The 18,844-nt window shown below is 63.0% G+C and carries 18 protein-coding genes and 1 pseudogene; 10 read left to right on the top strand and 9 right to left on the bottom strand.

Annotated elements, in window-relative coordinates; all coding sequences use genetic code 11:
• The first annotated feature begins 14 nt into the window (after positions 1–14).
• The 6 genes from CJU94_RS22150 (at position 15) to CJU94_RS22125 (ending at position 6,061) form a co-directional block, all read left to right on the top strand.
• Positions 15–560, top strand: coding sequence for a GAF domain-containing protein (locus CJU94_RS22150; RefSeq protein ID WP_095420842.1), 546 nt, complete (start codon positions 15–17; stop codon positions 558–560).
• An 87-nt stretch (positions 561–647) separates the two neighbouring features.
• A complete protein-coding gene (locus CJU94_RS22145) occupies positions 648–1,922 on the top strand; it encodes an NAD(P)/FAD-dependent oxidoreductase (RefSeq protein WP_095420841.1) in 1,275 nt (424 codons plus the stop codon).
• Positions 1,923–1,995: 73 nt separating this feature from the next.
• Positions 1,996–2,898 (top strand): dihydrodipicolinate synthase family protein, encoded by a 903-nt coding sequence (locus tag CJU94_RS22140; RefSeq protein ID WP_095420840.1) that lies wholly within the window; start codon positions 1,996–1,998, stop codon positions 2,896–2,898.
• Positions 2,899–2,962: 64 nt separating this feature from the next.
• Positions 2,963–3,961, top strand: coding sequence for a 4-hydroxyproline epimerase (locus CJU94_RS22135; protein ID WP_095420839.1), 999 nt, complete (start codon positions 2,963–2,965; stop codon positions 3,959–3,961).
• 51 nt (positions 3,962–4,012) lie between these two features.
• Complete coding sequence (locus CJU94_RS22130) at positions 4,013–5,248, top strand: metal-dependent hydrolase family protein (RefSeq protein ID WP_095420838.1); 1,236 nt, start codon at positions 4,013–4,015, stop codon at positions 5,246–5,248.
• A gap of 87 nt (positions 5,249–5,335) precedes the next feature.
• Positions 5,336–6,061: a GntR family transcriptional regulator gene (locus CJU94_RS22125; protein ID WP_244221049.1), complete on the top strand. Its 726-nt coding sequence runs from the start codon at positions 5,336–5,338 to the stop codon at positions 6,059–6,061.
• A 34-nt stretch (positions 6,062–6,095) separates the two neighbouring features.
• Here CJU94_RS22125 and CJU94_RS22120 read toward each other — a convergent pair whose 3' ends face one another.
• The 5 genes from CJU94_RS22120 to CJU94_RS22100 all read right to left on the bottom strand — a co-directional run bounded on the left by CJU94_RS22120 (position 6,096) and on the right by CJU94_RS22100 (position 11,698).
• On the bottom strand, positions 6,096–6,608 hold the full coding sequence (locus CJU94_RS22120; RefSeq protein WP_095420836.1) for an aconitase X swivel domain-containing protein: 513 nt from the start codon (positions 6,606–6,608) through the stop codon (positions 6,096–6,098).
• On the bottom strand, positions 6,592–7,848 hold the full coding sequence (locus tag CJU94_RS22115) for an aconitase X (protein WP_095420835.1): 1,257 nt from the start codon (positions 7,846–7,848) through the stop codon (positions 6,592–6,594). The genes CJU94_RS22120 and CJU94_RS22115 overlap by 17 nt, the downstream gene beginning before the upstream one ends.
• A 155-nt stretch (positions 7,849–8,003) precedes the next feature.
• Entirely contained in the window at positions 8,004–9,443 is a 1,440-nt protein-coding gene (locus tag CJU94_RS22110; protein ID WP_095420834.1) for an MFS transporter, read from the bottom strand.
• 151 nt (positions 9,444–9,594) lie between these two features.
• On the bottom strand, positions 9,595–10,743 hold the full coding sequence (locus CJU94_RS22105; RefSeq protein ID WP_095422737.1) for a CaiB/BaiF CoA transferase family protein: 1,149 nt from the start codon (positions 10,741–10,743) through the stop codon (positions 9,595–9,597).
• Positions 10,744–10,750: 7 nt separating this feature from the next.
• Complete coding sequence (locus tag CJU94_RS22100; protein WP_095420833.1) at positions 10,751–11,698, bottom strand: hydroxymethylglutaryl-CoA lyase; 948 nt, start codon at positions 11,696–11,698, stop codon at positions 10,751–10,753.
• Between the two features lie 137 nt (positions 11,699–11,835).
• On the opposite strand from CJU94_RS22100, the gene CJU94_RS22095 reads away from it, so the two are divergent.
• The gene (locus CJU94_RS22095; RefSeq protein WP_095420832.1) at positions 11,836–12,747 is read left to right on the top strand and encodes a LysR substrate-binding domain-containing protein; all 912 of its coding nucleotides are present in this window, start codon (positions 11,836–11,838) and stop codon (positions 12,745–12,747) included.
• 188 nt (positions 12,748–12,935) lie between these two features.
• Here the strand turns inward: CJU94_RS22095 and CJU94_RS22090 are convergent, their stop codons facing one another.
• The 3 genes from CJU94_RS22090 to CJU94_RS22080 all read right to left on the bottom strand — a co-directional run bounded on the left by CJU94_RS22090 (position 12,936) and on the right by CJU94_RS22080 (position 14,614).
• A complete protein-coding gene (locus CJU94_RS22090) occupies positions 12,936–13,367 on the bottom strand; it encodes a cupin domain-containing protein (protein ID WP_095420831.1) in 432 nt (143 codons plus the stop codon).
• Positions 13,368–13,445: 78 nt separating this feature from the next.
• Positions 13,446–14,117: an FMN-dependent NADH-azoreductase gene (locus tag CJU94_RS22085; RefSeq protein ID WP_095422736.1), complete on the bottom strand. Its 672-nt coding sequence runs from the start codon at positions 14,115–14,117 to the stop codon at positions 13,446–13,448.
• A 59-nt stretch (positions 14,118–14,176) separates the two neighbouring features.
• Positions 14,177–14,614: a carboxymuconolactone decarboxylase family protein gene (locus CJU94_RS22080; RefSeq protein ID WP_095420830.1), complete on the bottom strand. Its 438-nt coding sequence runs from the start codon at positions 14,612–14,614 to the stop codon at positions 14,177–14,179.
• Positions 14,615–14,793: 179 nt separating this feature from the next.
• On the opposite strand from CJU94_RS22080, the pseudogene CJU94_RS22075 reads away from it, so the two are divergent.
• From CJU94_RS22075 to CJU94_RS22065, 3 genes and pseudogenes are all read left to right on the top strand, one after another.
• Positions 14,794–15,036, top strand: a pseudogene (locus CJU94_RS22075) (sugar ABC transporter substrate-binding protein); the annotation flags it as partial.
• A 464-nt stretch (positions 15,037–15,500) separates the two neighbouring features.
• Entirely contained in the window at positions 15,501–16,256 is a 756-nt protein-coding gene (locus CJU94_RS22070) for an SDR family NAD(P)-dependent oxidoreductase (protein ID WP_095420829.1), read from the top strand.
• Between the two features lie 18 nt (positions 16,257–16,274).
• A complete protein-coding gene (locus CJU94_RS22065) occupies positions 16,275–17,114 on the top strand; it encodes a CmcJ/NvfI family oxidoreductase (RefSeq protein WP_095420828.1) in 840 nt (279 codons plus the stop codon).
• Positions 17,115–17,134: 20 nt separating this feature from the next.
• On the opposite strand, the gene CJU94_RS22060 is transcribed toward CJU94_RS22065, so the two are convergent.
• Positions 17,135–18,841, bottom strand: coding sequence for a tannase/feruloyl esterase family alpha/beta hydrolase (locus CJU94_RS22060; RefSeq protein WP_095420827.1), 1,707 nt, complete (start codon positions 18,839–18,841; stop codon positions 17,135–17,137).
• Positions 18,842–18,844: the final 3 nt, after the last annotated feature.

Here is an 18,844-nt window from a genome sequence, read left to right as displayed (position 1 = left end):
TTAGCGGAGCCACCATGTCGAATAGTCATCCGAACGGCGCTCTGTCGGCGCTGGAGCGTGTCGCCGATGCGCTGCAGGAAGGGCAAACGCCAGAGCTCGTCTGGCAAACGATCGAGCAGGCGCTGACCCAGGTCTATGGCCAGCGGTTATTCACGGTACTCGCCTACGACGAACAGTCCCGCCGCCTCGGGCGCCTGCACAGCAACCGTCCGGACATCAACCCGGTCGGCGGTTTCAAGCGGGTGACCGAAAGCCGATGGGTGGATCACGTGTTGCACAGAGGCGAGATATTTGTCGGTTCGACCCGGGAGGATATCAAGGCGGTGTTTTCGGAGTATGAAGTGCTGTGGTCGATTGGTTGTGAGAGCGTCCTCAACATACCGGTGCGCAAGAACGGCCTGACGATCGGCACCATGAACCTGCTGGCCGGCGCGGGCCAGTACGACCACGCGGACGTCCGTCTGGCAGTGGTGTTTGCCCAGCTTGCCGTGGCGCCCTTCGAAGCCTGTCTTGACAGGTTGCGCGAGCTCGGCGAGCCGGATCATATGGAACAGGTGTAGAACCGCTGGCCGGATCGACCTGATTCACGGCCTGCGGCGGGCACATGATGGATAGCCCGCCGACGATTCAGTATTGAAGAACTGGAAATGCAAACAAACACTCGTGCCTCACAAGCGACGCCCGACGTAGTGGTCATTGGTGGTGGCATTGTCGGTCTTGCCTGCGCGTGGTCGGCGCTGAAAGACGGCGCCATCGTGACGATAGTCGATCCGGATTTCGAAGGGGATCGTACGTCGCACGGAAACGCGGGCGGGATTGCGGTGACTGAAAGCACGCCGATTTCGGTGCATGGTTTGTTCTTCAAGGCGGCAAAGTGGCTGTTCGATCCGCTGGGTCCGCTTTCGTTGGACTGGAAACATGTTCCGGCAGCTTTGCCCTGGTTGATCGAGTTCCAGAAAGCGAGCCGCGAGGACCGGTTCCGTTCCATTTCCCACGCCCTGGCGAAACTCAACAATCGCGTTTACGACGACATCGTGCCGATGTTCAAGGATATCGGCGCAATGGACACTTTCTATCGCCGCGGCGCGCTGACCGTCTACGAAACCGATGAAGCGTTCAGGGCCGACTCCTCCGAATGGGCGTTCAAACGGGAACTGGGTGTGCGCTTGAAGACGATGACCGCCGCCGAAGTCCGCGATTGCGAGCCTTCATTGGCCCCGGTTTTCAGGCACGGCGTATTTCTTGAGGACTGGTCTCACATTGGCGACCCCAGGCAACTCGTGACGCAACTGCGCGAGCGCATTCGCGAGCTTGGCGCGCAATTCGTCGTGGGGCGCGCGACGGCGCTCGACCCTTCCGATGCCCTGTTGCCCGCCGCGCTGCTCGCCAGCGGCGAACGGGTGAGCGGCCGCCGGCTCGTGGTTGCCGCCGGCGCATGGTCCGCCGGTCTCGCGCATTCCATTGGCGACCGTGTGCTGCTCGACAGCGAGCGTGGCTATAACACCACGTTGCCCGCACATGGCATCAGCCTTTCGCGCGAAGTGATCTTTGCCGAACGCAAGTTCGTGGCGACGCCACTCGATATCGGTTTGCGTATTGGCGGCGCGGCCGAGTTCGCCGGCCTGAAGGCGCTGCCGAACTATCGGCGCAGCGACGCGCTGCTCACGCTCGGCAAACGCTTCCTGCCGGGCATCAACGATCAGGGCGCGCTCAGGTGGATGGGCCACCGCCCGGCCACGCCCGACTCGCTGCCCGTCATCGGTCGCTCGCCGCGTGTGCCTGCCATTGTTTACGCGTTCGGTCACGGACATCTCGGCCTGACGCAATCCGCGACTACCGGTGCGCTCGTTGCGGATCTGCTCGCAAATCGTACGCCCGGAATCCCTCTGGACGATTACTCGATAGAAAGGTTCAGGAAATAGCGAGGCCCGCGCGACCTCGGTTAAACCGCGGGATTGCCCGCTCGTGTTTGATTTTTCTAAAAAAGGTATAGCCATGCAAGTCAACTGGAAAGGTGTTTTCCCCGCTGTCACGACGAAACTGAAGGATGACGGCTCACTCGATCACGAAGCGATCAAAAGCGGTTTGAACCGCCTGATCGCCAACGGTGTCGGCGGTGTGGTGATGATGGGCATGGTCGGTGAAAATGCCCAACTCACCGCGCACGAGAAGCGCACCGTCCTCAAGCTGGCGGTCGAAACGGTTGCTGGCCGCGTACCTGTGATTTCGGGTCTCGCGGAAACGAACACCGCGCTGGCGGTCCAGTTCGCGCGGGACGCCGAGGCCATCGGCGTGCAAGGCCTGATGGTGTTTCCAGGCCTGACCTACCGCTCGGACGACCGTGAAACGGTCGAGTTCTATCGCACGATCGCACGCTCGACCAAGCTCGGCCTGATGATCTACAACAATCCGCGCGGCTACGGCGTGGACATGCGCCCGGATCTGCTCGAACAGCTCAAGGACGAAGCGAATGTCGTCGCGATCAAGGAAGAGACCTACGACACGACTCGCGTGACAGACCTGTTGAAGCGTTTCGGCGATCGCTTCGTTGTCTTCTGCGGCGTTGACGATCTGGTGCTGGAATCGGCGGCTCTGGGCGTGACGGGCTGGGTCTCGGGCATGGCCAACGCCATGCCGAAGGAGTCGGTTGAATTGCTGAATCTCGCCGTGGCGGGTGATTTCGCCAAGGCGCGCAAGCTCTATCGCGCACTGATCGATCTGTTCCATCTCGACGTGCATGTCAAACTGGTGCAGTACATCAAGCTGGCGGAAAACATCACGGCCGGCTACCCGGAAAACGTCAAGGCGCCGCGCCTGAAGCTCGAAGGCGAGGAGCGCCAGCGAGTCGTGGCGATCGTCGAACAGGCCATCGCCAATGTCCGGGCGCTGTCCGAGTGAGTTCAAGCAGCTTCACTCACCAAGAGACAGCGCAAGCCGGAGCACATCATCGTGGAGCGAGACAATGAAGTCGACTTTCTTCTGTATTGACGGCCACACCTGCGGCAATCCGGTGCGCGTCGTGGCGGGCGGCGCCCCTCCGCTCGAAGGCGCGAACATGATCGAGAAGCGTGCGCACTTCGAGAAAGAGTTCGACTGGATCCGCATGTCCTTGATGTTCGAGCCGCGGGGACACGAGGTGATGTCCGGCAGCATCCTTTATCCGCCGACCCGGCCTGACTGTGATGTGGCCATCCTGTTCATCGAGGTCAGCGGGTGTTTGCCGATGTGCGGCCATGGCACGATCGGCACTGTCACGACGGCGATCGAGAACGGTCTGGTACGCCCCAGGGAACCCGGCCTGCTGCGACTGGACACGCCGGCGGGTCTCGTCATTGCCCGATACAAGCTGGACGGCGACCACGTCGATTCGGTCCAGCTCATCAACGTACCGTCATTCCTTCATTCGACCGACTTGTCCGTTGAAGTCGAAGGACTGGGCGAGATTCGCTTCGACGTCGCCTATGGTGGAAATTTCTACGCGATTGTCGAACCGCAAGCGAACTACGCGGGTATGCATACGCTGAAGCCGTCGGACATACAGCGGCTGAGTCCGATTCTGCGGCACAAAGCCAACCAGAAATACGATTTCACGCATCCGGACAAGGCGGAGATTCGCGGCCTGAGCCATGTCATGTGGACCGGTGAGCCGACCGTTGCAGGCGCAAGCGCTCGCAACGCGGTGTTCTACGGCGACAAGGCGATCGACCGCTCGCCTTGCGGCACCGGCACTTCCGCGCGCATGGCGCAGCTCGTCGGCAAAGGCCAGCTTGCAATCGGCGAGCGCTTCGTGCACGAGAGCATTATCGGCACGCTCTTCGTTGGAGTGCCGGAGGAGGCAACGCGTGTCGGCAAGTTCGGCGCGATCATTCCGAGTATCGAGGGCTGGGCTCGCGTCACGGGCCATAACACCATTTTCGTCGACGACCGGGATCCGCTTGCGAAGGGCTTCCTGTTGAAATGAAGTTGCGAGCGAGGTTCACGCAGCATATGACTTCAATCTGAAGAGGGAATCATGCTTATCCTTAGGAACGCCCGTGTGCTCGATGTCAATCATGAACACGACGACGCGCGCTATTCGATCGTTATCGAGAACGACAGGATTCGCGAGGTGTCGCGCGAGCCGGTTTCGTACAACGGTGCGGATGTCATCGACGTTGCCGGTAAGACCGTGATGCCAGGCCTCGTCGACTGCCACGCGCATGTGATCGCCTCCGTGGCGCATCTGGGCAATAACGGTCGGCTGCCCAACACCTTCGCCGTGCTGCGCGCCGTGCCGATTCTGGCCGGCATGCTGCATCGCGGCTTTACGACCGTGCGCGATGCAGGCGGCGCCGACTATGCGTTGTCGCGCGCGATCGAGGAAGGCGTGATCGCCGGTCCGCGCCTCTTCGTGGCCGGCAAGGCGCTGTCGCAAACCGGCGGCCACGGGGATTTTCGTGAACGTTTCGACAACTCCGATCCGGATCCGTGCGGTTGTCATCGGAACCTCGGCGCAATCGGCCGCATCGTCGACGGGGTCGACGAGGTTCGCAAGGCCGTTCGCGAAGAGATGCGTGCCGGCGCGCACCACATCAAGATCATGGCTTCGGGTGGCGTTGCATCCCCGACCGACCCGATCGGCAATCTGCAGTTTTCCGTCGACGAGGTGAAAGTCGTGGTGGAGGAGGCCGCGTCGCATCAGACCTATGTGATGGCCCATGCGTACACGGGCAAGGCGATCGCGCGAGTTGTCGAACTCGGCGTGCGCACGATCGAGCACGGCAACCTCATCGACGATGAGGCTGCCGCCGTGATGGCAAAACATGGGGCATTCGCCGTGCCGACCTTGGTGACGTATGACGCGATGAGCAAGGCGGGCATCAAATCGGGCGTCGGGGAGAGCGCGCTCGCCAAGAACGAAACGGTGCGCCTCCAGGGGCTGAAGGCACTGGAAATCCTGCAGCGTCACGGCGTGAAGATGGGACTCGGCACCGATCTGCTTGGCGACATGCATCAGTATCAAAGCGATGAACTGTCGATTCGGGCGGACATTCTGGGCGCATTCGAGACGATCTGCCAGGCCACTGCGATCGGCGCGGAAATCGTCGGTATGCAGGGGCGCCTCGGAGTGGTAGCGGCGGACGCATTTGCGGATCTTCTCGTTGTCGACGGAGACCCGTCCATGGATATCCGCCTGCTTGGCGGGCAGGGCGAGCGGATCGCCGCGGTCATGAAAAATGGCGCATGGATTCGTCAAGCCCTGCTGTAAACGGAGCACGGATTATTGGATTTTGGATCCTAAAGCCGACATCGTGCTACGATGTCGGCAACGTCCTCACCGCATAGATCCGTCGCCATGCCCCCGGTTGCCGCCAAACCACGTCGCTCCGAAACGTCCACGCCAGGCGAGGCTTCCGCCGCTGCGAGCGTGACCCGGAAAATCGTTAGACCCACCACGGTCGATCTCGTGTTGACCGCGATCCGCCAGCGGATTCTGAGCGGCGAACTGGCGCCAGGCGAAGTGCTGCGGCAGGAAGCGCTCGCCGAGGAACTGGGCGTGAGCCGGGTGCCGATTCGTGAAGCCATCACGCGTCTGACCGGCGAGGGATTGCTCACGAGTGTTCCGCACAAGGGCGCTTACGTAGCGGAGCTGTCGGTCGAAGAAGTCCAGGAAACATTCGATATCCGTCTGCGCCTCGAACCATGGCTCTTCTCCGAAGCGATTCCGCGCATTACGGATGCCGAAATCAACAAGGCAGAGCGCCTCGTCAAGGAAATGGACAAGGCTTCGGAGGGGCAGTGGGGACAGTTGAACTGGCGCTTCCACGAAACCCTTTATCTTCCGGCACAGCGGGACATCACGCTGCAGTTGCTGAGAGTGCTGCATGACCGTAGCGACCGGTATTTCCGGTTTCAGGTCGTGCAGGTGCCGATTCGCGAGCAGTCGCACGAGGAGCATATGGGCCTCGTGGAGGCATGCCGGAAGCGCGATCCAAAACTGGGCGCGAAGCTTCTGGAGCAGCATGTCAAGACCGCGGCCCGGCAGATTGTCAGCGTGGTCGAGGCCGTGATTTCGCGGTAAGTTGCGCACTGGCGCGGCTTGTCCGTGCGGCGCTTCATCGTCCGCGGTCGACGAAGCCGTCACCCAACGCTTCGATGCGGGCTTCGCCACCCTCACGCGGCGCATCGATCCGAAGCGGATATGTGCAGCGATATAGCGTGTCGAATACATCGTCGTCGACCACCACCAGCGGAACGCTCACGCCATAAAGTTCGTTCGCGACGATCACGCCGATGGCAATGATCAAATCACGCTCGCGAAGGACAATGCCGCTTGGGCCCGTGCCATTGCGGATGGCCTCGGCAAGCACGCTGCTGCTTGAACTGGACCCCTTGGCGCGCGCCATCACCATGATCTTCCCGGCAAGACTCTGCCCATGACCCGGGTGAGATTTCTCAATAATTTTCCCGAGCGCGGCGTCATAGCCGCCCCAAAAGCTCAATGGCTCGAGTGCGAGTATGACGCCGCTCGCGCGCCCGGGCGCGAGGGTGCGTGCGGCTGACCAGCTACCCTGGTCGATTCGGTGCTCCCTCTCGCCGCGACCGGTGCTGCTAGCTGATCTGTTCATCGAAATACACCTTGCCTTCGAAGGCCGAGCGCACGCATTCCTGCATGCTTCCATACGCCACGGAGACGCCGATATTGGCGGGCGCATAGTGCGCCCATTTGCCCGAGTTCGTCATGACGAGTCCACTGAGTTTCTTCATCACCGGCGTGATATAGGTGCAGGTGTCGACCACGATCTGCACCCCGCGCTTCGCGAGCACCTGAGCGATCCCGGTTGTTTCGAGTTGCCAGAGTACGAACCGGCTGGTGTTCACGTAGAAGTCGCATTGCAGAGGTCCGGCATGCAGCGCGAACAACTCGACGAGTTGCTCGAATTCGTCGACTGAAAAATGCGGCGTGCCGAGGCTCACCGCGATGAGCGGATCGCCGGGGCGGCCCTGGTTCAGCCGCCGCCGCACCGCCACCAGCTGATCGATTGAAATGGATAGGGTCTGGGCTGGCGCTCGGCCCTGCAATGCAGCGTCAAGCGTCGGCGCTTCCGGCGTAATGCCCACTGCGTGAAAGAGCGCGACGGCGCCACTCGAAGCGGCCGCGGCGCCCAGTGCCTTCAATTCGTCCTCGCTGCTGTCGGGCGGCAGGCCGACGATCGCCGCCACGGTCGCGCCGGCCTGCTCGCCCAGCAGAAAGCCGAGCGCGGCGAAGAATACCTCGCGGCTTGGCAGGTTTGCAAAGTCGGGGGCCTGGATGACGATACGGGCCGCGCGATTTTCGGTGATATGAAGTCCGGCGTGCGGCGCACGGCCGGTAATGGCGGCGGCCAGATCCAGGAAGTCGCCGTACCGGCTGGTCCGCGCGCCCAGCACCGAATTGGCAAAAACGATCGCATTCGATTCGGCCCAGGCAATCTGATCGCCTTGCTTCGGCCGATGTTTGAGCTGGTAAGGCGCGCAGGTGAAGCTCGATTCGCAGCCCAGCGCGAGGTGCGCTTTCATCAGTCGTTCCGCGGCGCGCTGTGTCGTCTTGTCGCCGTGATAAAGCTCCGGATGGATCAGGTCCAGTGAGCCGACGTTCAGCGTGGTGGGAACGGCGACTCTCGTATCGCCCTCGACAAAGCGCTCGACGAAATCGAGGCTGGCGGGGCCGTGATAGAGACATCCGTCAATGTGCGCCGAGCTGATATCGATCAGCTCGCGCGCGCCCATGACGTTCGCGGTGCGGGCGACAATGCGCATTGCGAGCGCAACGCCGCTTCCGAACGCACCGTCCAGCATGGCCTGATCCTGTGCGCTTAACGCCAGCATGACTGTCATGTTCTCGCGGATCCGTTTCCTTTACGTATGCAGGATATGGGATCCAAATAGCCAATGCAAGTTCAGTATGGCGTCACGCAAGCGGTGCCAGGAGCGCTGCGCTGAATGAGCCCGAGCGGCAGCGCTCTTGCGATGCGCAGAAGCGCTCAGTGATTGATCTCTTCGAGTCGCAGCCCGTTGGTCCTGGGACCGAACGCACCGATCGAGATCATCACGACCACCATACACGCCGTGATACCGATAAAGACACCTGCCACGCCGAAGTCGCGCAACAGGAAGGCGATGATGAAACCCGACATCATCGCGCCCGCACGGCTCGCCGAATACACGATGCCGTTGGCGCGGCAGCGCACCGCCGTCGGGAACAACTCAGCCTGGTAGGCGTGATAGCACACCGAGATCGTCTGCCCGGCCAGACTGATCAATACGCCCAGCACGATCAGGGGCCCGACTGATTTCAGCTGGCCGAACATCAACCCGAACACGATGACCGCGAGCGCCGCGCCGACAATCAGCCATTTGCGCTGGAACCTGTCCGCGACCAGCATGGCGAGCATCGGACCCACGGGAAGGGCAATCGCGATTACGAACGAATACAGCAGACTCTTGGTGACGGTGATGCCTTGCCCGATCAGCAACGTCGGCACCCAGTTGGCAAAGCCGTAGTAGCCGATCGCCTGGCAGAAGTTGAAAACGATCAGCATGATCAGACGGGAGCGGTAGGGCGGCTGCAGCAACTCAGCGAGCGACGCGCGACGATGGGCCGGCTGTTCGACAGCGGGCGCGGACGCGGCCAGCGGCCGACCCAGTTGCTTGACCGCCTTCGCTTCCATTTTCTCGACGATGCGTTCGGCCGTCTCCTCACGGCCATGCGCCGCGAGCCAGCGCGGGCTTTCCGGCACGGCGCGGCGAATCACCCAAACGAGCACGGCACCGATCGAACCCACCAGCACGACACAACGCCAGCCGTCGATACCGAAGACGGTGGTCGGCACCAGCCAGTACGACAGGATCGCGGCCACGGGTGCTGCGGCGAACATGACCATCTGGTTGAAGGCCATCGCCCGGCCGCGCATATGCTGCGGGACGATCTCGGTCACGTAGCTGTCGATCGTGACGATTTCGATCCCCACGCCGATACCGGTGATGAAGCGCCACAGGATCACGCTTTCGGGTGTGGTCTGAAAGGCCATGATGGCGGAGCCGACGGAGTACCAGACCAGCGAGAACGTGAACACGGAGCGGCGCCCGTAACGGTCGGGCAGCCAGCCGAATCCGAACGTGCCGACAAAGAGGCCCGCGAACGTCGCCGCGATGAACCCCGCGATGCCCTGAAAGCCGAAGAACGCAGTCGTAGTGGTTTTCAGCAAGCCGCTCTTCGCCATGCCCGGCGCGATATAACCCGTGAAGATCAGGTCATAGACTTCGAAGAAGCCGCCGAGCGAGATGAGTAACACCAGCATCCAGATATAGCCCGTGGCGGGCAAGCGGTCCATTCGCGCCGAAAGCACCGCGGCGGTACGCGTGTGCGTTCGGGTGCCGGATGACGCAAGAGGCGGAATATCCGTAGTGATGACGCGTTGCATGCATGTCTCCTTGATGGGTCCCGCGGCTGTGTTGTTTTAGGAAAGCCTGAGGGAATTCAATTCGCCGGCTGCCGTTGATGGCATAGCCGGCAATCTCACGAACTATTTCTGTGCGGATACGTCACGACTGACCTGATCGCGGCCGATCGACTCAGGCCGCGGCGCGGCCGCTCAGGCGGGCGAGAATTTCCTGCGTATGCTCGCCGACGCGGGCCAGCGCCTGACGCACGCCCGGCCGGCGTCCGCCCATCGTCAGCGGCAGGAGCACGACCTCCGTCATGCCGTCCTCGGTTTCCATCGGCACGAGGCCACCGCTTGCTTTCAGGTGCGGATCGTCGAGCAACTGGTCGGGCCGCACGATCGGCGCATACGGAATGCCGGCGGCTTCGAGCTTCGGCGAGAGTTCGTCGGCGCGGTGATGCTTGAGGATTTCGCCGAGGCGAATCAGCAGTTCGGGACGCACGGCGACACGCAGCGCGTTGTTGGCGAACTGCGGTTCGGCGGCGAGATCGGGCCGCTCCAGTACGTCGCACAACGTGATGAACTGCTTGTCGCTTACGGCGCCGATAAAGAGTTGTTCGTCGTCGGCGAGCGTGAAGACGTCGTAGACGCTCCATGCCGAGACGCGCGAAGGCATCGGCGGCGGCGCTTCGCCGGTCATCGCGTATTGCTGCATGTGCTGACCGCTCAGGAACACGCAGTTTTCGAACAGCGCGCTCTGGATTTCCTGGCCGCGGCCGGTCATGTCGCGCTCGCGCAGGGCGGCCAGCACCCCGATCGCGCCGAACATGCCGCCCATGATGTCGTTGACGGAAGTGCCCGCGCGCAGCGGCCGGCCGGCCGGCCCCGTCATGTAGGACAGACCGCCCATCATCTGCACGACTTCATCGAGTGCGAGGCGCTTTTCGTACGGGCCGGGCAGAAAGCCTTTGTGCGAGACGTAGATCAGTTTCGGGTAGATTTTCGACAGCGTGTCATAGTCGAGGCCCAGCTTCGTCATCAGACCGGGCCGGAAATTTTCCAGCATCACGTCGCACTGGCCGATCAGCTCGACAGCGGCCGCATGACCGTCGGGCGTGTTGATGTCGAGCACCACGCTCTTCTTGTTACGATTGAACGAGCGGAAGAAGCCGATGCCGAGACCCGGCAGCTTGCGCGTCTTGTCGCCACCCGGCGGCTCGATCTTGATGACTTCGGCGCCGAGGTCGGCGAGGATCATGCCGCACGTCGGGCCCATCACCATGTGCGTGAACTCGATGACGCGCACGCCGGCAAGAGGAAGGGGATTCGGAGTGTTCATCATGGCCTCAGGCGTTGAGTGTTGCGCTGGACGCGTGCGCGAAGGTTTTCGGCAAGCCCGACAGCCACAGGGCGCCGTGCAGCGTTTCGCCGGACAGCCATTGCGCGACTTTTTCCCGCAGAAGAAGCAGGCGGGGAATATCGATGCCGGTGGAGATGCCCATGTCGGCAAGCATGAAGGCGAGGTCTTCACTCGACGCGTTGCCGCTTGCGCCCGGCGCATGCGGGCAGCCGCCGATACCGGCGAGCGTCGCGTCGAAACGGGCCACACCGGTTTCGAGCGCGGCGTAGACATTGGCCAACGCCAGACCGCGCGTGTCGTGGAAATGACCACACCAGAATTTATCGCCGGCAATTGCGCGGGCTTTGCCGAACAGTTCGCGCACGGCGGCAGGGCCGCCGTAACCGACCGTATCGGCGATGCTGACGCGATCGGCGCCCGCGTCGAGCAGCGCCTGCATGCAACGCAGCACGTCAGCGTGGCCGACCGCGCCCTGGATCGTGCAGCCGAACGCGGTGCCGATGCCGCCTTCGATCTGCGTCTTCGCGCCGGCGGCGTCGCGGGCGGCGCGAATGCGGGCGACTTCGGCGATCACTTCGTCGGGGGTTTTGCGCAGGTTGGCGAGACTGTGAGCATGGCTGGCGGACAACGGCACCAGCATCAGGTCCGCGTGTGATTCGATCGCGCGCTCCGCACCCTTGAGGTTAGGCACCAGCACCGAGACGCGCAGGCCGGGCAGGGTTTTCGCGTAGGCGACCAGCTCGGCGGTGTCCGCGAGTTGCGGCAGAAGTTTGGCGGGAACGTACGAACCGACTTCGATTTCACGCTGACCGGCGGCATAGGCGTCGCGGATCCATTCGAACTTGCGTTCGGTGGCAAGCACGGTCTGAATGCTCTGGAGGCCGTCACGCAAGCCGACTTCGCGAATGACGACGCTCGCGGGGAACGAGGACATGGGTGTCTCCTGAATGCCCGCCGGTCATGCGTGCCGGCGATGGGCTCACTTTAGACTTTCCACGTTCGACATAAAAAGGTATTTTGGAAGCGATAAGATTCCAATCTGGAAAGTGAAGGGCGGGTGAGGAGACAGCCATGCGAGACATCGATCTCAAGACGCTGCGGCTATTCGTGGCCGTCTGCGAGCATCGCAATATGGGCCGCGCGGCGGAGGAAGAGCATATCGAGCCGTCCGCGATCAGCAAGCGGATCGCCCAGCTGGAGGCCGACCTTGCCGTCCCGCTGCTGACGCGCTCGCGCCGCGGCGTCCAACCGACGCCGGCTGGGCTGAGTCTGCTCGAACACGCGCGCAATGTCCTGTTCACGATGGACCGCATCGCCAGCGACGTGGCGGCCTTCGGCAGCGGTCTGAGGGGCAGCGTGAGCGTCTGCGCGACGGCCTCGGCGATCGCCGAGGTACTGCTCGACGATATCGCCGCCTTCATGCGCGAACCGGATAACCGGAACATTCGGGTGGATGTTGAGGAGCGCCTGTCCGTCGATCTCGTTCGCGAGCTCCGGGAGGGCGCGGCCTCCGTCGGCGTTTGCTGGGACAGCGCCGACCTGGAGGGCTTGCAGCATCTGCCTTACCGTCAGGACCGGCTGGCGCTCGCGGTGTATCCCGGCCATCCGCTGGCTGGACTGAAGTCCGTACGTTTTGAGCAGACGCTCGAGCATGATCATGTCGGCATGCCGCCATCGACCGCGGTCCATGCGATGTTGCAACGCGCGGCCGCCAAAGCGGGGCGCACGGTGTCGTACCGCGTGATCGTGTCCAACTTCGACGCCGCGCTCCGGGTTGTCGCCGCGCGCCTCGGCATCAGTGTCGTACCGCTCGAAGTCGGGGAAACCTATAAGCGCATCTTCGAGATCGAAACGATTCCGCTGACGAACGCGTGGGCCCTGCGCCAGTTCGCCGTGTGTTTTCGCGACCTGGAGGCACTGCAGCCGGCGGCGCGGCGCATGGTCGAACACCTTGCGAATCGGGCGACGTCAGCGGTTGCCTGACGCGGGGCCGGCCGACCGTCCGGTCCCGGCTTCGCACCGCGTCGAGCCGGCGGTGGCGAAGGAACACGCCGCGGCGCGATCCCTACCGGTCTTCGCAATACCTTCCTACTCCATGTCCGAAGTGAGAGGCTTCGCATGCGCTCCACACGTGGATGCGCATCGACCGCCTGCGTGGTTAGCGGCTCCGGTCACTGACTGTCGAACGTGACGAGGTTTTTGTCTTTCGAATCGGCCACGAAGATGGCCAGCAACCTGGCAGGTTCCGTAGCGCTGGCGTTTTCACTCTCGGTGTGATGAACGCCGGGCTTCTCGGTCCAATGTTCACCCGCGTGGAAAACCTTCTTCTCGCCGTTGTTCACCTGACTGCGGATTGCGCCGGACAGCACATAACCGACCACGAAAGCCTGGCCGTGCCGATGCGGGAGCGATTTGCCGCCGGGCGCATAGTCGACGATCAGCGCGGTCATCTTCTTGCCGGGCACGTTGGCGATCGCCTCGGAAAAGGCTGGCGTAATCGTTTCGCGCGTGGCGGCCGGTTCCCCGGCGAACAGGTCGTGCGATGCGGTGGTGAGCGAAAGGCCGGCGAATGCGACGGCCGCGAAAAATTTTCTGGTAGGCATTTCAATACTCCTCGCTGCTTCGTCAATTAGCATCCCGAATGGCTGACGGCGTGCATTCGCTCTCTGCTTTGGCGTCGATCAGAACGCCACGGCTTCCTTGTCCGCTTCGTGGGACATTCCTGATTTCGCCCACGCCGCAGCCACCGCCGACAACTCGGCGCGTGCCCGCTCGAGTGCCTGGGCCCGTTCCTCCTGGTTGGAGAATTGCAGCGGCTGGGCATCGACGAACGTGGGGTCCGTCACGCCAAGGAAGCCGAAGGCCGCCTTGAGCGCAGGCGTCAGCGCGTCCATCGAAGAATAGGGCGTGCCGGGACGCAGGTCCGCGCCGCGGCTCGTGATGAACAGCGCCTTCTGCCGTCCGAGCTGGCCGACGATGCGGCCGTCGGCGCTATTCACGTAGGTCACGTTGGTGCGCGTGACGCTATCGACAAATGCCTTGAACGCGGAGGGCATCGACCAGTTGTACATCGGCATGGCGAAGACGAGCGCGTCGGCTTCGAGCAGGCGTCGGCACAATGCATCAGAACCGGCCAGCGTCGCTCGCATCGCGGGGGTGCGCTCGTGCTCCGGCGTGTAAGTCGCAATCGCGAACGCTTCGCTCACGTGGGGCGGGGTGTCCACCGTCACGTCCAGGTAATCGACGTCGAGCGCCACGCCTTCCTCACGCAGACGTTCGATAAAGAAGCGGCTCAACGCGCGGGAGTTGGAGCGCTCACGCTTGGCGCTCGCATCGACGTGCATCAGTTTCATCATTGCTTTCCTCGCGAGGATCATTCAAAGAAGGTTGCGGCTTGCGTTGACCGAATCGCTCATTCCGGCAGCTTGCGGAACGCAATCGCGAAGCGGTTCCATGCGTTGATCGCCGAAATCAGCAGGGTCAGGTCGACCAGCTCCGCGTCGCTGAAGTGGGGGCGCACGGCGGTCCACACGGCGTCGGGCACGTGCTCGACCGAGACCAGCGTCAGCGCCTCCGTCCATTCGAGCGCCGCGCGTTCACGGTCGGTGAAGAAGGGGGTTTCGCGCCATACCACCACGGTTGCGAGACGCCGCTCCGTTTCGCCGCCATTGCGGGCGTCGGTGGTGTGCATATCGACACAGTACGCGCAGCCGTTGATCTGCGACGCGCGCAGGCGCACCAGTTCGGTCAGCGATTTTTCGAGCGCCGATTTGCCGATGCGCTCTTCGACGCCGATCAGCGCCTTGATCGCTGCGGGGTTGGCTTTATAGAAATCGAGACGTTGTTCCATGATTCGCTCCTGAGTGGGATGAGGCGCATCCGGTGATGCGATGAGTGAAGATTAGCCTCAGGAGTGGACTCGTGGAATGACCAATTTTTAGCAAATTAAGGTAACCACTTTGGGGTGTCGGCGCTGACGGGCTGTGCGGATGTGCTGGCGGATGCGGTGAGGGATAACAACGACGCCTTTCCCGCTGGGTCGCGACCGCGGCGACCCATCCCGCGGTGGTCGGCGCGGTGTCCGCGCGAGCAGCCGCGTTGCGCGTTGCCGGGCGGGAACCCGCGCAACGGATCGTCGTCAAGCCCGCTTTGATTACGCGTCACGATCTGGTGAAGAACACCATCAAGACGATTGCCGAACCGGGCCAGAAATTCCCGGCGTTTCGGGCTAGAGACGCGGCCACGGCGAAGTGGATTCCGGCGGCCGACTGAGTGCCGCGAGCCGGCTGCTAGGCCTCGAAGAATGTTTCCGTTTCGCGCGTTCTACGGGAGCCGGCTTGTTTGCATCGCGGGACGGGGAGCACGCGTCGTGTGAACCAACCTGGACACGCCAGCGACGGAGAGCGGGCAGCACGAAGCGTTGGATGAGGCAGGGGACCGCTCCACTACCAGCGGCGGCGGGTCAGCTTGCCGGCATCGCCACACGCGTCAGCAAGATCGGCGCGATATGGTGCAGGGCGTCGTGAGCATAGTTAGTGACGAAAGCTAGGACTGGTCACCTGCCGTGAGGCGGTTACCTGATCTCGCCTTTGATCTGGCTTTGCCGCTTAACATTCCACAAATGGTTATTTCTATCATCGACGTCGTTCGCCTACGCTCATGAAGTCAACGCATGCCCCTCTTGCCGCCGCGCGTCGTGTCTCGCATCGTGCGGCAACGCTGCCATGGAGATTCCAATGACCGATGCTGTCCAGCAAAAAGAAGCCAACACGCGTGTGGCGTGGATTGCCGGGGTAGGCGCCAGCGCGGGATTAGGAGCGGCGCTCGCCCGCCGTTTTGCTCGCGGGGGTTTGAGCGTCGCCGTGACGGGGCGCTCGCGCGAGCGGCTCGATGCGATCGTCGCTGAAATCGAGCGCGCGGGCGGGCAGGCCCTCGCTTTGCCCGGCGACGTTACGATCGAAAGCGAGCTCGCGGCCATTGCACGGCAACTCGTTGAACGAGGCACGCTCGAAGTCGCGATTTTCAACGCTGCGGGCGCGACGCGTGCGCCGACGCTCGACCTGAGTGCCGGACAGTTCGAGGCCGCATGGCGCGTCACCACGCTGGGCGGCTTCCTGTTCGCCCGCGCGGCGTTGCCGCCGTTGCTCGCAACCGGACGCGGTTCGCTGCTGTTCACCGGCGCAACCGCATCGCTGCGCGGCCGCCCGCCGTTTGCCGCATTCGCCGCCGCCAAGGCCGGTCTGCGCTCGCTCGCGCAGAGCCTTGCGCGCGAGTTCGGACCGCGGAATATCCATGTCGCGCATGTGATTGTGGATGGCGGCATTGACGGTGAGCGCCTGCGCACGTCCGCGCCGCAACGAGTGGCCGAACGGGGCCCGGATGGCCTGCTCGACCCGGACGATATCGCCGATGCGTACTGGTACCTCCATCAGCAGGGGCGCAGCGCATGGTCGCACGAAATCGATCTGCGGCCGTTCAACGAATCCTTTTGAAGTGGTGAGGGCTCGACCATGAGCGATATCGTCATTGACACACCGGCTAGTGCCGCGTCGGTCCAGGCGGAACTGAACTATCTCGAGTTCACCGGAGAAAAACCGGTCGCGTATCAATACGAACCGCCGCCCGGCGTGCCGAAGCGCAGCGGCGTGTACCGGCTGCATCGTGTGACAGTTTCGAACGCGCGAGTCGCACCGCCGCCGGGTGCGTTGTCGCTCGACCGGAACGGCTTCGAACTGCATCGACATGCCAGTGCATTGAGCGATTTTTCCGACCCGGCGAAGATCGAATCGGTTTACTACCGGGAAAGCGAACACCTGCTGAAGCAGGCCACGGGCGCGCGCAGGGTCGTGGTGTTCGATCACACGTTGCGTGACGGCAACGCCGGCCGCGCGGCAGGGGTGAGGGAGCCGGTCAAGTACATCCATAACGACCAGACGTTCGTGTCGGGGCCCCGGCGCGTGCGCGATCATCTCCCGCCGGGCGAAGCCGACCAGTTGCTGCAAGGGCGTGTGGCGATCGTCAACGTGTGGCGTCCGGTCGGCGAAACCGTGCAATCGTCGCCGCTCGCCCTGTGCGATTCGCGCAGTATCGCGCTCAACGATCTGGTGGCATCGGATCTCGTCTATCCCGACAAAGTGGGCGAGACCTACGCCCTTGTCTTCAATCCGCGTCACCGTTGGTACTACTTCCCCAACATGACCCCCGATGAATTCCTGCTGCTCAAGATCTACGATTCGGCGGGTGACGGCATCGCCCGGCTGACCGCGCATACGGCGTTCGACGACCCCAGTTCGCCGGCCGATGCGCCGCCGCGCCGCAGCATCGAACTGCGTGCGCTGCTGTTTTTTTGAGGGGGCTTGCTGCGCAAGACTCAGCTACAGGAAAAGCTTGCCGCCGAGTTGACATCCCCACCCTTGAAGCGGGCGACCTTCGGATAAGGGCATAACGGACGCGTGCGGCCAGCGCCCCAGTCCGCCGGCACCTCGCTGTTCGGGATTGCGTTGCCCGCATCGCGCGCGGTTGCGATCACGCTGTCCGGCGCCTTGCCTTGCTCGACCCAGGCGACCAGCGGCGTGAGCATGTCGAACTGGTCCGCAGTCGGTCCACCCGAGCAGTGATTCATGCCCGCGACGGTGTAGAGGCGGGCGAAGTCGCTCGCATCGCCGCCGTTCTCCGCCATCAGACGCTGATACCAGTCGGTCGTATCGTTGGACGAAAATACCGGGTCGCTCGTGCCGTGATACACCATCAGCTTGGCGCCGCGCTGCTTCAACGCGCTCAGATGGGTTTCGTCGGGCGGCGTCATGAACGACCACGCCGCCTCGGTGTAAGCGCCGCTCGTCGCGAAGATTTTCGGCGCATCGTTGTCCATGCTGAAGTTCAATGCATACGACGACAACTGCGTGATCAGCGAGGCGCTTTGCGGCGGCGTCGTGAACGTGAAGGCCGCGGCGGCCGGATCGAGCGTGATGGCATTGGTCTGCTTCCACAACGCCCAGTTCGCACCGTCAATGCCCACGTCAAACGGAAAGCTGGCGTAGAGCGCCGTGCCGGCGCTGTTGCGCGCGCCGGAGAAGACGTTGCCGATCGCGTCCTTCTGGGCAGTCGTGAGGCACGAGCCGTCGCGCACGTTCCCCGTGCAGGTCGGCACGTCATTGACGAGGCTGAAATTCGCCTGGCATGCCTTGATGTCCTGAACCATGCCGTCGCTCACGCCATCGAGCGAGTCGCACTTCGCGATGATTCGCGCTGCAACCAGTTGACGTTCCGCAGCAGTAAATCCGGTCTTGATGTCGGGCAGGCCATTCGCGGTGGTTGCGGTTGCCACCTTCGCGAGTTGCTGTGCGCCCCACATCTCGCCGATCGCCGCCTTGGGCAGATGAAAGCCCGGGTCGCCCGCGATGATGCCGTCATATTCCGCGGAAGATCGCGCCGCCGCCACCATCGCGTGCCGGCCGCCGTTCGAGCAGCCATCGAAATAGCTCCGGTCGGGCGTCTTGCCGTACGCAATCCTGATCACCTGCTTCGCCATCGGCGTGAGGGTCGCGACCGCGTTATAGCCGTAGTCGATACGGGCCTGCGGATCCAGACCGAACAGCGGGTTCTGCGACGACGAGTGGCCCGCGTCCGAACTGATGACCGCAAAGCCCATGTTCAGCGCATCGTTGAGCGGGCCGCCGCCGCCGATTTCGCCGGTCGCGGTCAGTACGTTGCCATCGAGGCCGCCATTCGCCTGGTAAAAAAATCGGCCATTCCACGCAACCGGCAGCCGCATTTCGAAGCCGATAGCGTATGTCTTGCCATCGACAGGGCTTACGCGCTGGTTCATCTGTCCTTCGATCACGCAGTGTTCGGCGATCGGCTTGCCGGCCACCTTCAGCGTTCCAGCCGGCACGTCCTGCACGGAGGTGAAGGCCGTGTTCGCAAACGCGAGTCTGGCGGCCAGCGCGTTGCAGTTCCCCGCGAGCGTGGCGGGTGTCGCCGCGCTCAGCCTGGGAAGCGGCGACGAACTGTCGACCGCGCCGCCGCACGCCGCGAGGGTGGTCGACACGCACAGGGCGATTACTGACGTCTTCATCTG

Source organism: Paraburkholderia aromaticivorans (assembly GCF_002278075.1).
GTDB lineage: Bacteria > Pseudomonadota > Gammaproteobacteria > Burkholderiales > Burkholderiaceae > Paraburkholderia > Paraburkholderia aromaticivorans.
The sequence above is the reverse complement of the archived record's forward strand: the minus strand, read 5'-3'. Positions and strand labels throughout refer to the sequence as shown.

Excerpts from the sequence above, each read along its gene's own strand:
- CJU94_RS22150 (WP_095420842.1), top strand. The coding sequence starts at position 15 with ATGTCGAATAGTCATCCGAACGGCGCTCTGTCGGCGCTGGAGCGTGTC.
- CJU94_RS22145 (WP_095420841.1), top strand. The coding sequence starts at position 648 with ATGCAAACAAACACTCGTGCCTCACAAGCGACGCCCGACGTAGTGGTC.
- CJU94_RS22140 (WP_095420840.1), top strand. The coding sequence starts at position 1,996 with ATGCAAGTCAACTGGAAAGGTGTTTTCCCCGCTGTCACGACGAAACTG.
- CJU94_RS22135 (WP_095420839.1), top strand. The coding sequence starts at position 2,963 with ATGAAGTCGACTTTCTTCTGTATTGACGGCCACACCTGCGGCAATCCG.
- CJU94_RS22130 (WP_095420838.1), top strand. The coding sequence starts at position 4,013 with ATGCTTATCCTTAGGAACGCCCGTGTGCTCGATGTCAATCATGAACAC.
- CJU94_RS22125 (WP_244221049.1), top strand. The coding sequence starts at position 5,336 with ATGCCCCCGGTTGCCGCCAAACCACGTCGCTCCGAAACGTCCACGCCA.
- CJU94_RS22120 (WP_095420836.1), bottom strand. The coding sequence starts at position 6,608 with ATGAACAGATCAGCTAGCAGCACCGGTCGCGGCGAGAGGGAGCACCGA.
- CJU94_RS22115 (WP_095420835.1), bottom strand. The coding sequence starts at position 7,848 with ATGCTGGCGTTAAGCGCACAGGATCAGGCCATGCTGGACGGTGCGTTC.
- CJU94_RS22110 (WP_095420834.1), bottom strand. The coding sequence starts at position 9,443 with ATGCAACGCGTCATCACTACGGATATTCCGCCTCTTGCGTCATCCGGC.
- CJU94_RS22105 (WP_095422737.1), bottom strand. The coding sequence starts at position 10,743 with ATGAACACTCCGAATCCCCTTCCTCTTGCCGGCGTGCGCGTCATCGAG.
- CJU94_RS22100 (WP_095420833.1), bottom strand. The coding sequence starts at position 11,698 with ATGTCCTCGTTCCCCGCGAGCGTCGTCATTCGCGAAGTCGGCTTGCGT.
- CJU94_RS22095 (WP_095420832.1), top strand. The coding sequence starts at position 11,836 with ATGCGAGACATCGATCTCAAGACGCTGCGGCTATTCGTGGCCGTCTGC.
- CJU94_RS22090 (WP_095420831.1), bottom strand. The coding sequence starts at position 13,367 with ATGCCTACCAGAAAATTTTTCGCGGCCGTCGCATTCGCCGGCCTTTCG.
- CJU94_RS22085 (WP_095422736.1), bottom strand. The coding sequence starts at position 14,117 with ATGAAACTGATGCACGTCGATGCGAGCGCCAAGCGTGAGCGCTCCAAC.
- CJU94_RS22080 (WP_095420830.1), bottom strand. The coding sequence starts at position 14,614 with ATGGAACAACGTCTCGATTTCTATAAAGCCAACCCCGCAGCGATCAAG.
- CJU94_RS22070 (WP_095420829.1), top strand. The coding sequence starts at position 15,501 with ATGACCGATGCTGTCCAGCAAAAAGAAGCCAACACGCGTGTGGCGTGG.
- CJU94_RS22065 (WP_095420828.1), top strand. The coding sequence starts at position 16,275 with ATGAGCGATATCGTCATTGACACACCGGCTAGTGCCGCGTCGGTCCAG.
- CJU94_RS22060 (WP_095420827.1), bottom strand. The coding sequence starts at position 18,841 with ATGAAGACGTCAGTAATCGCCCTGTGCGTGTCGACCACCCTCGCGGCG.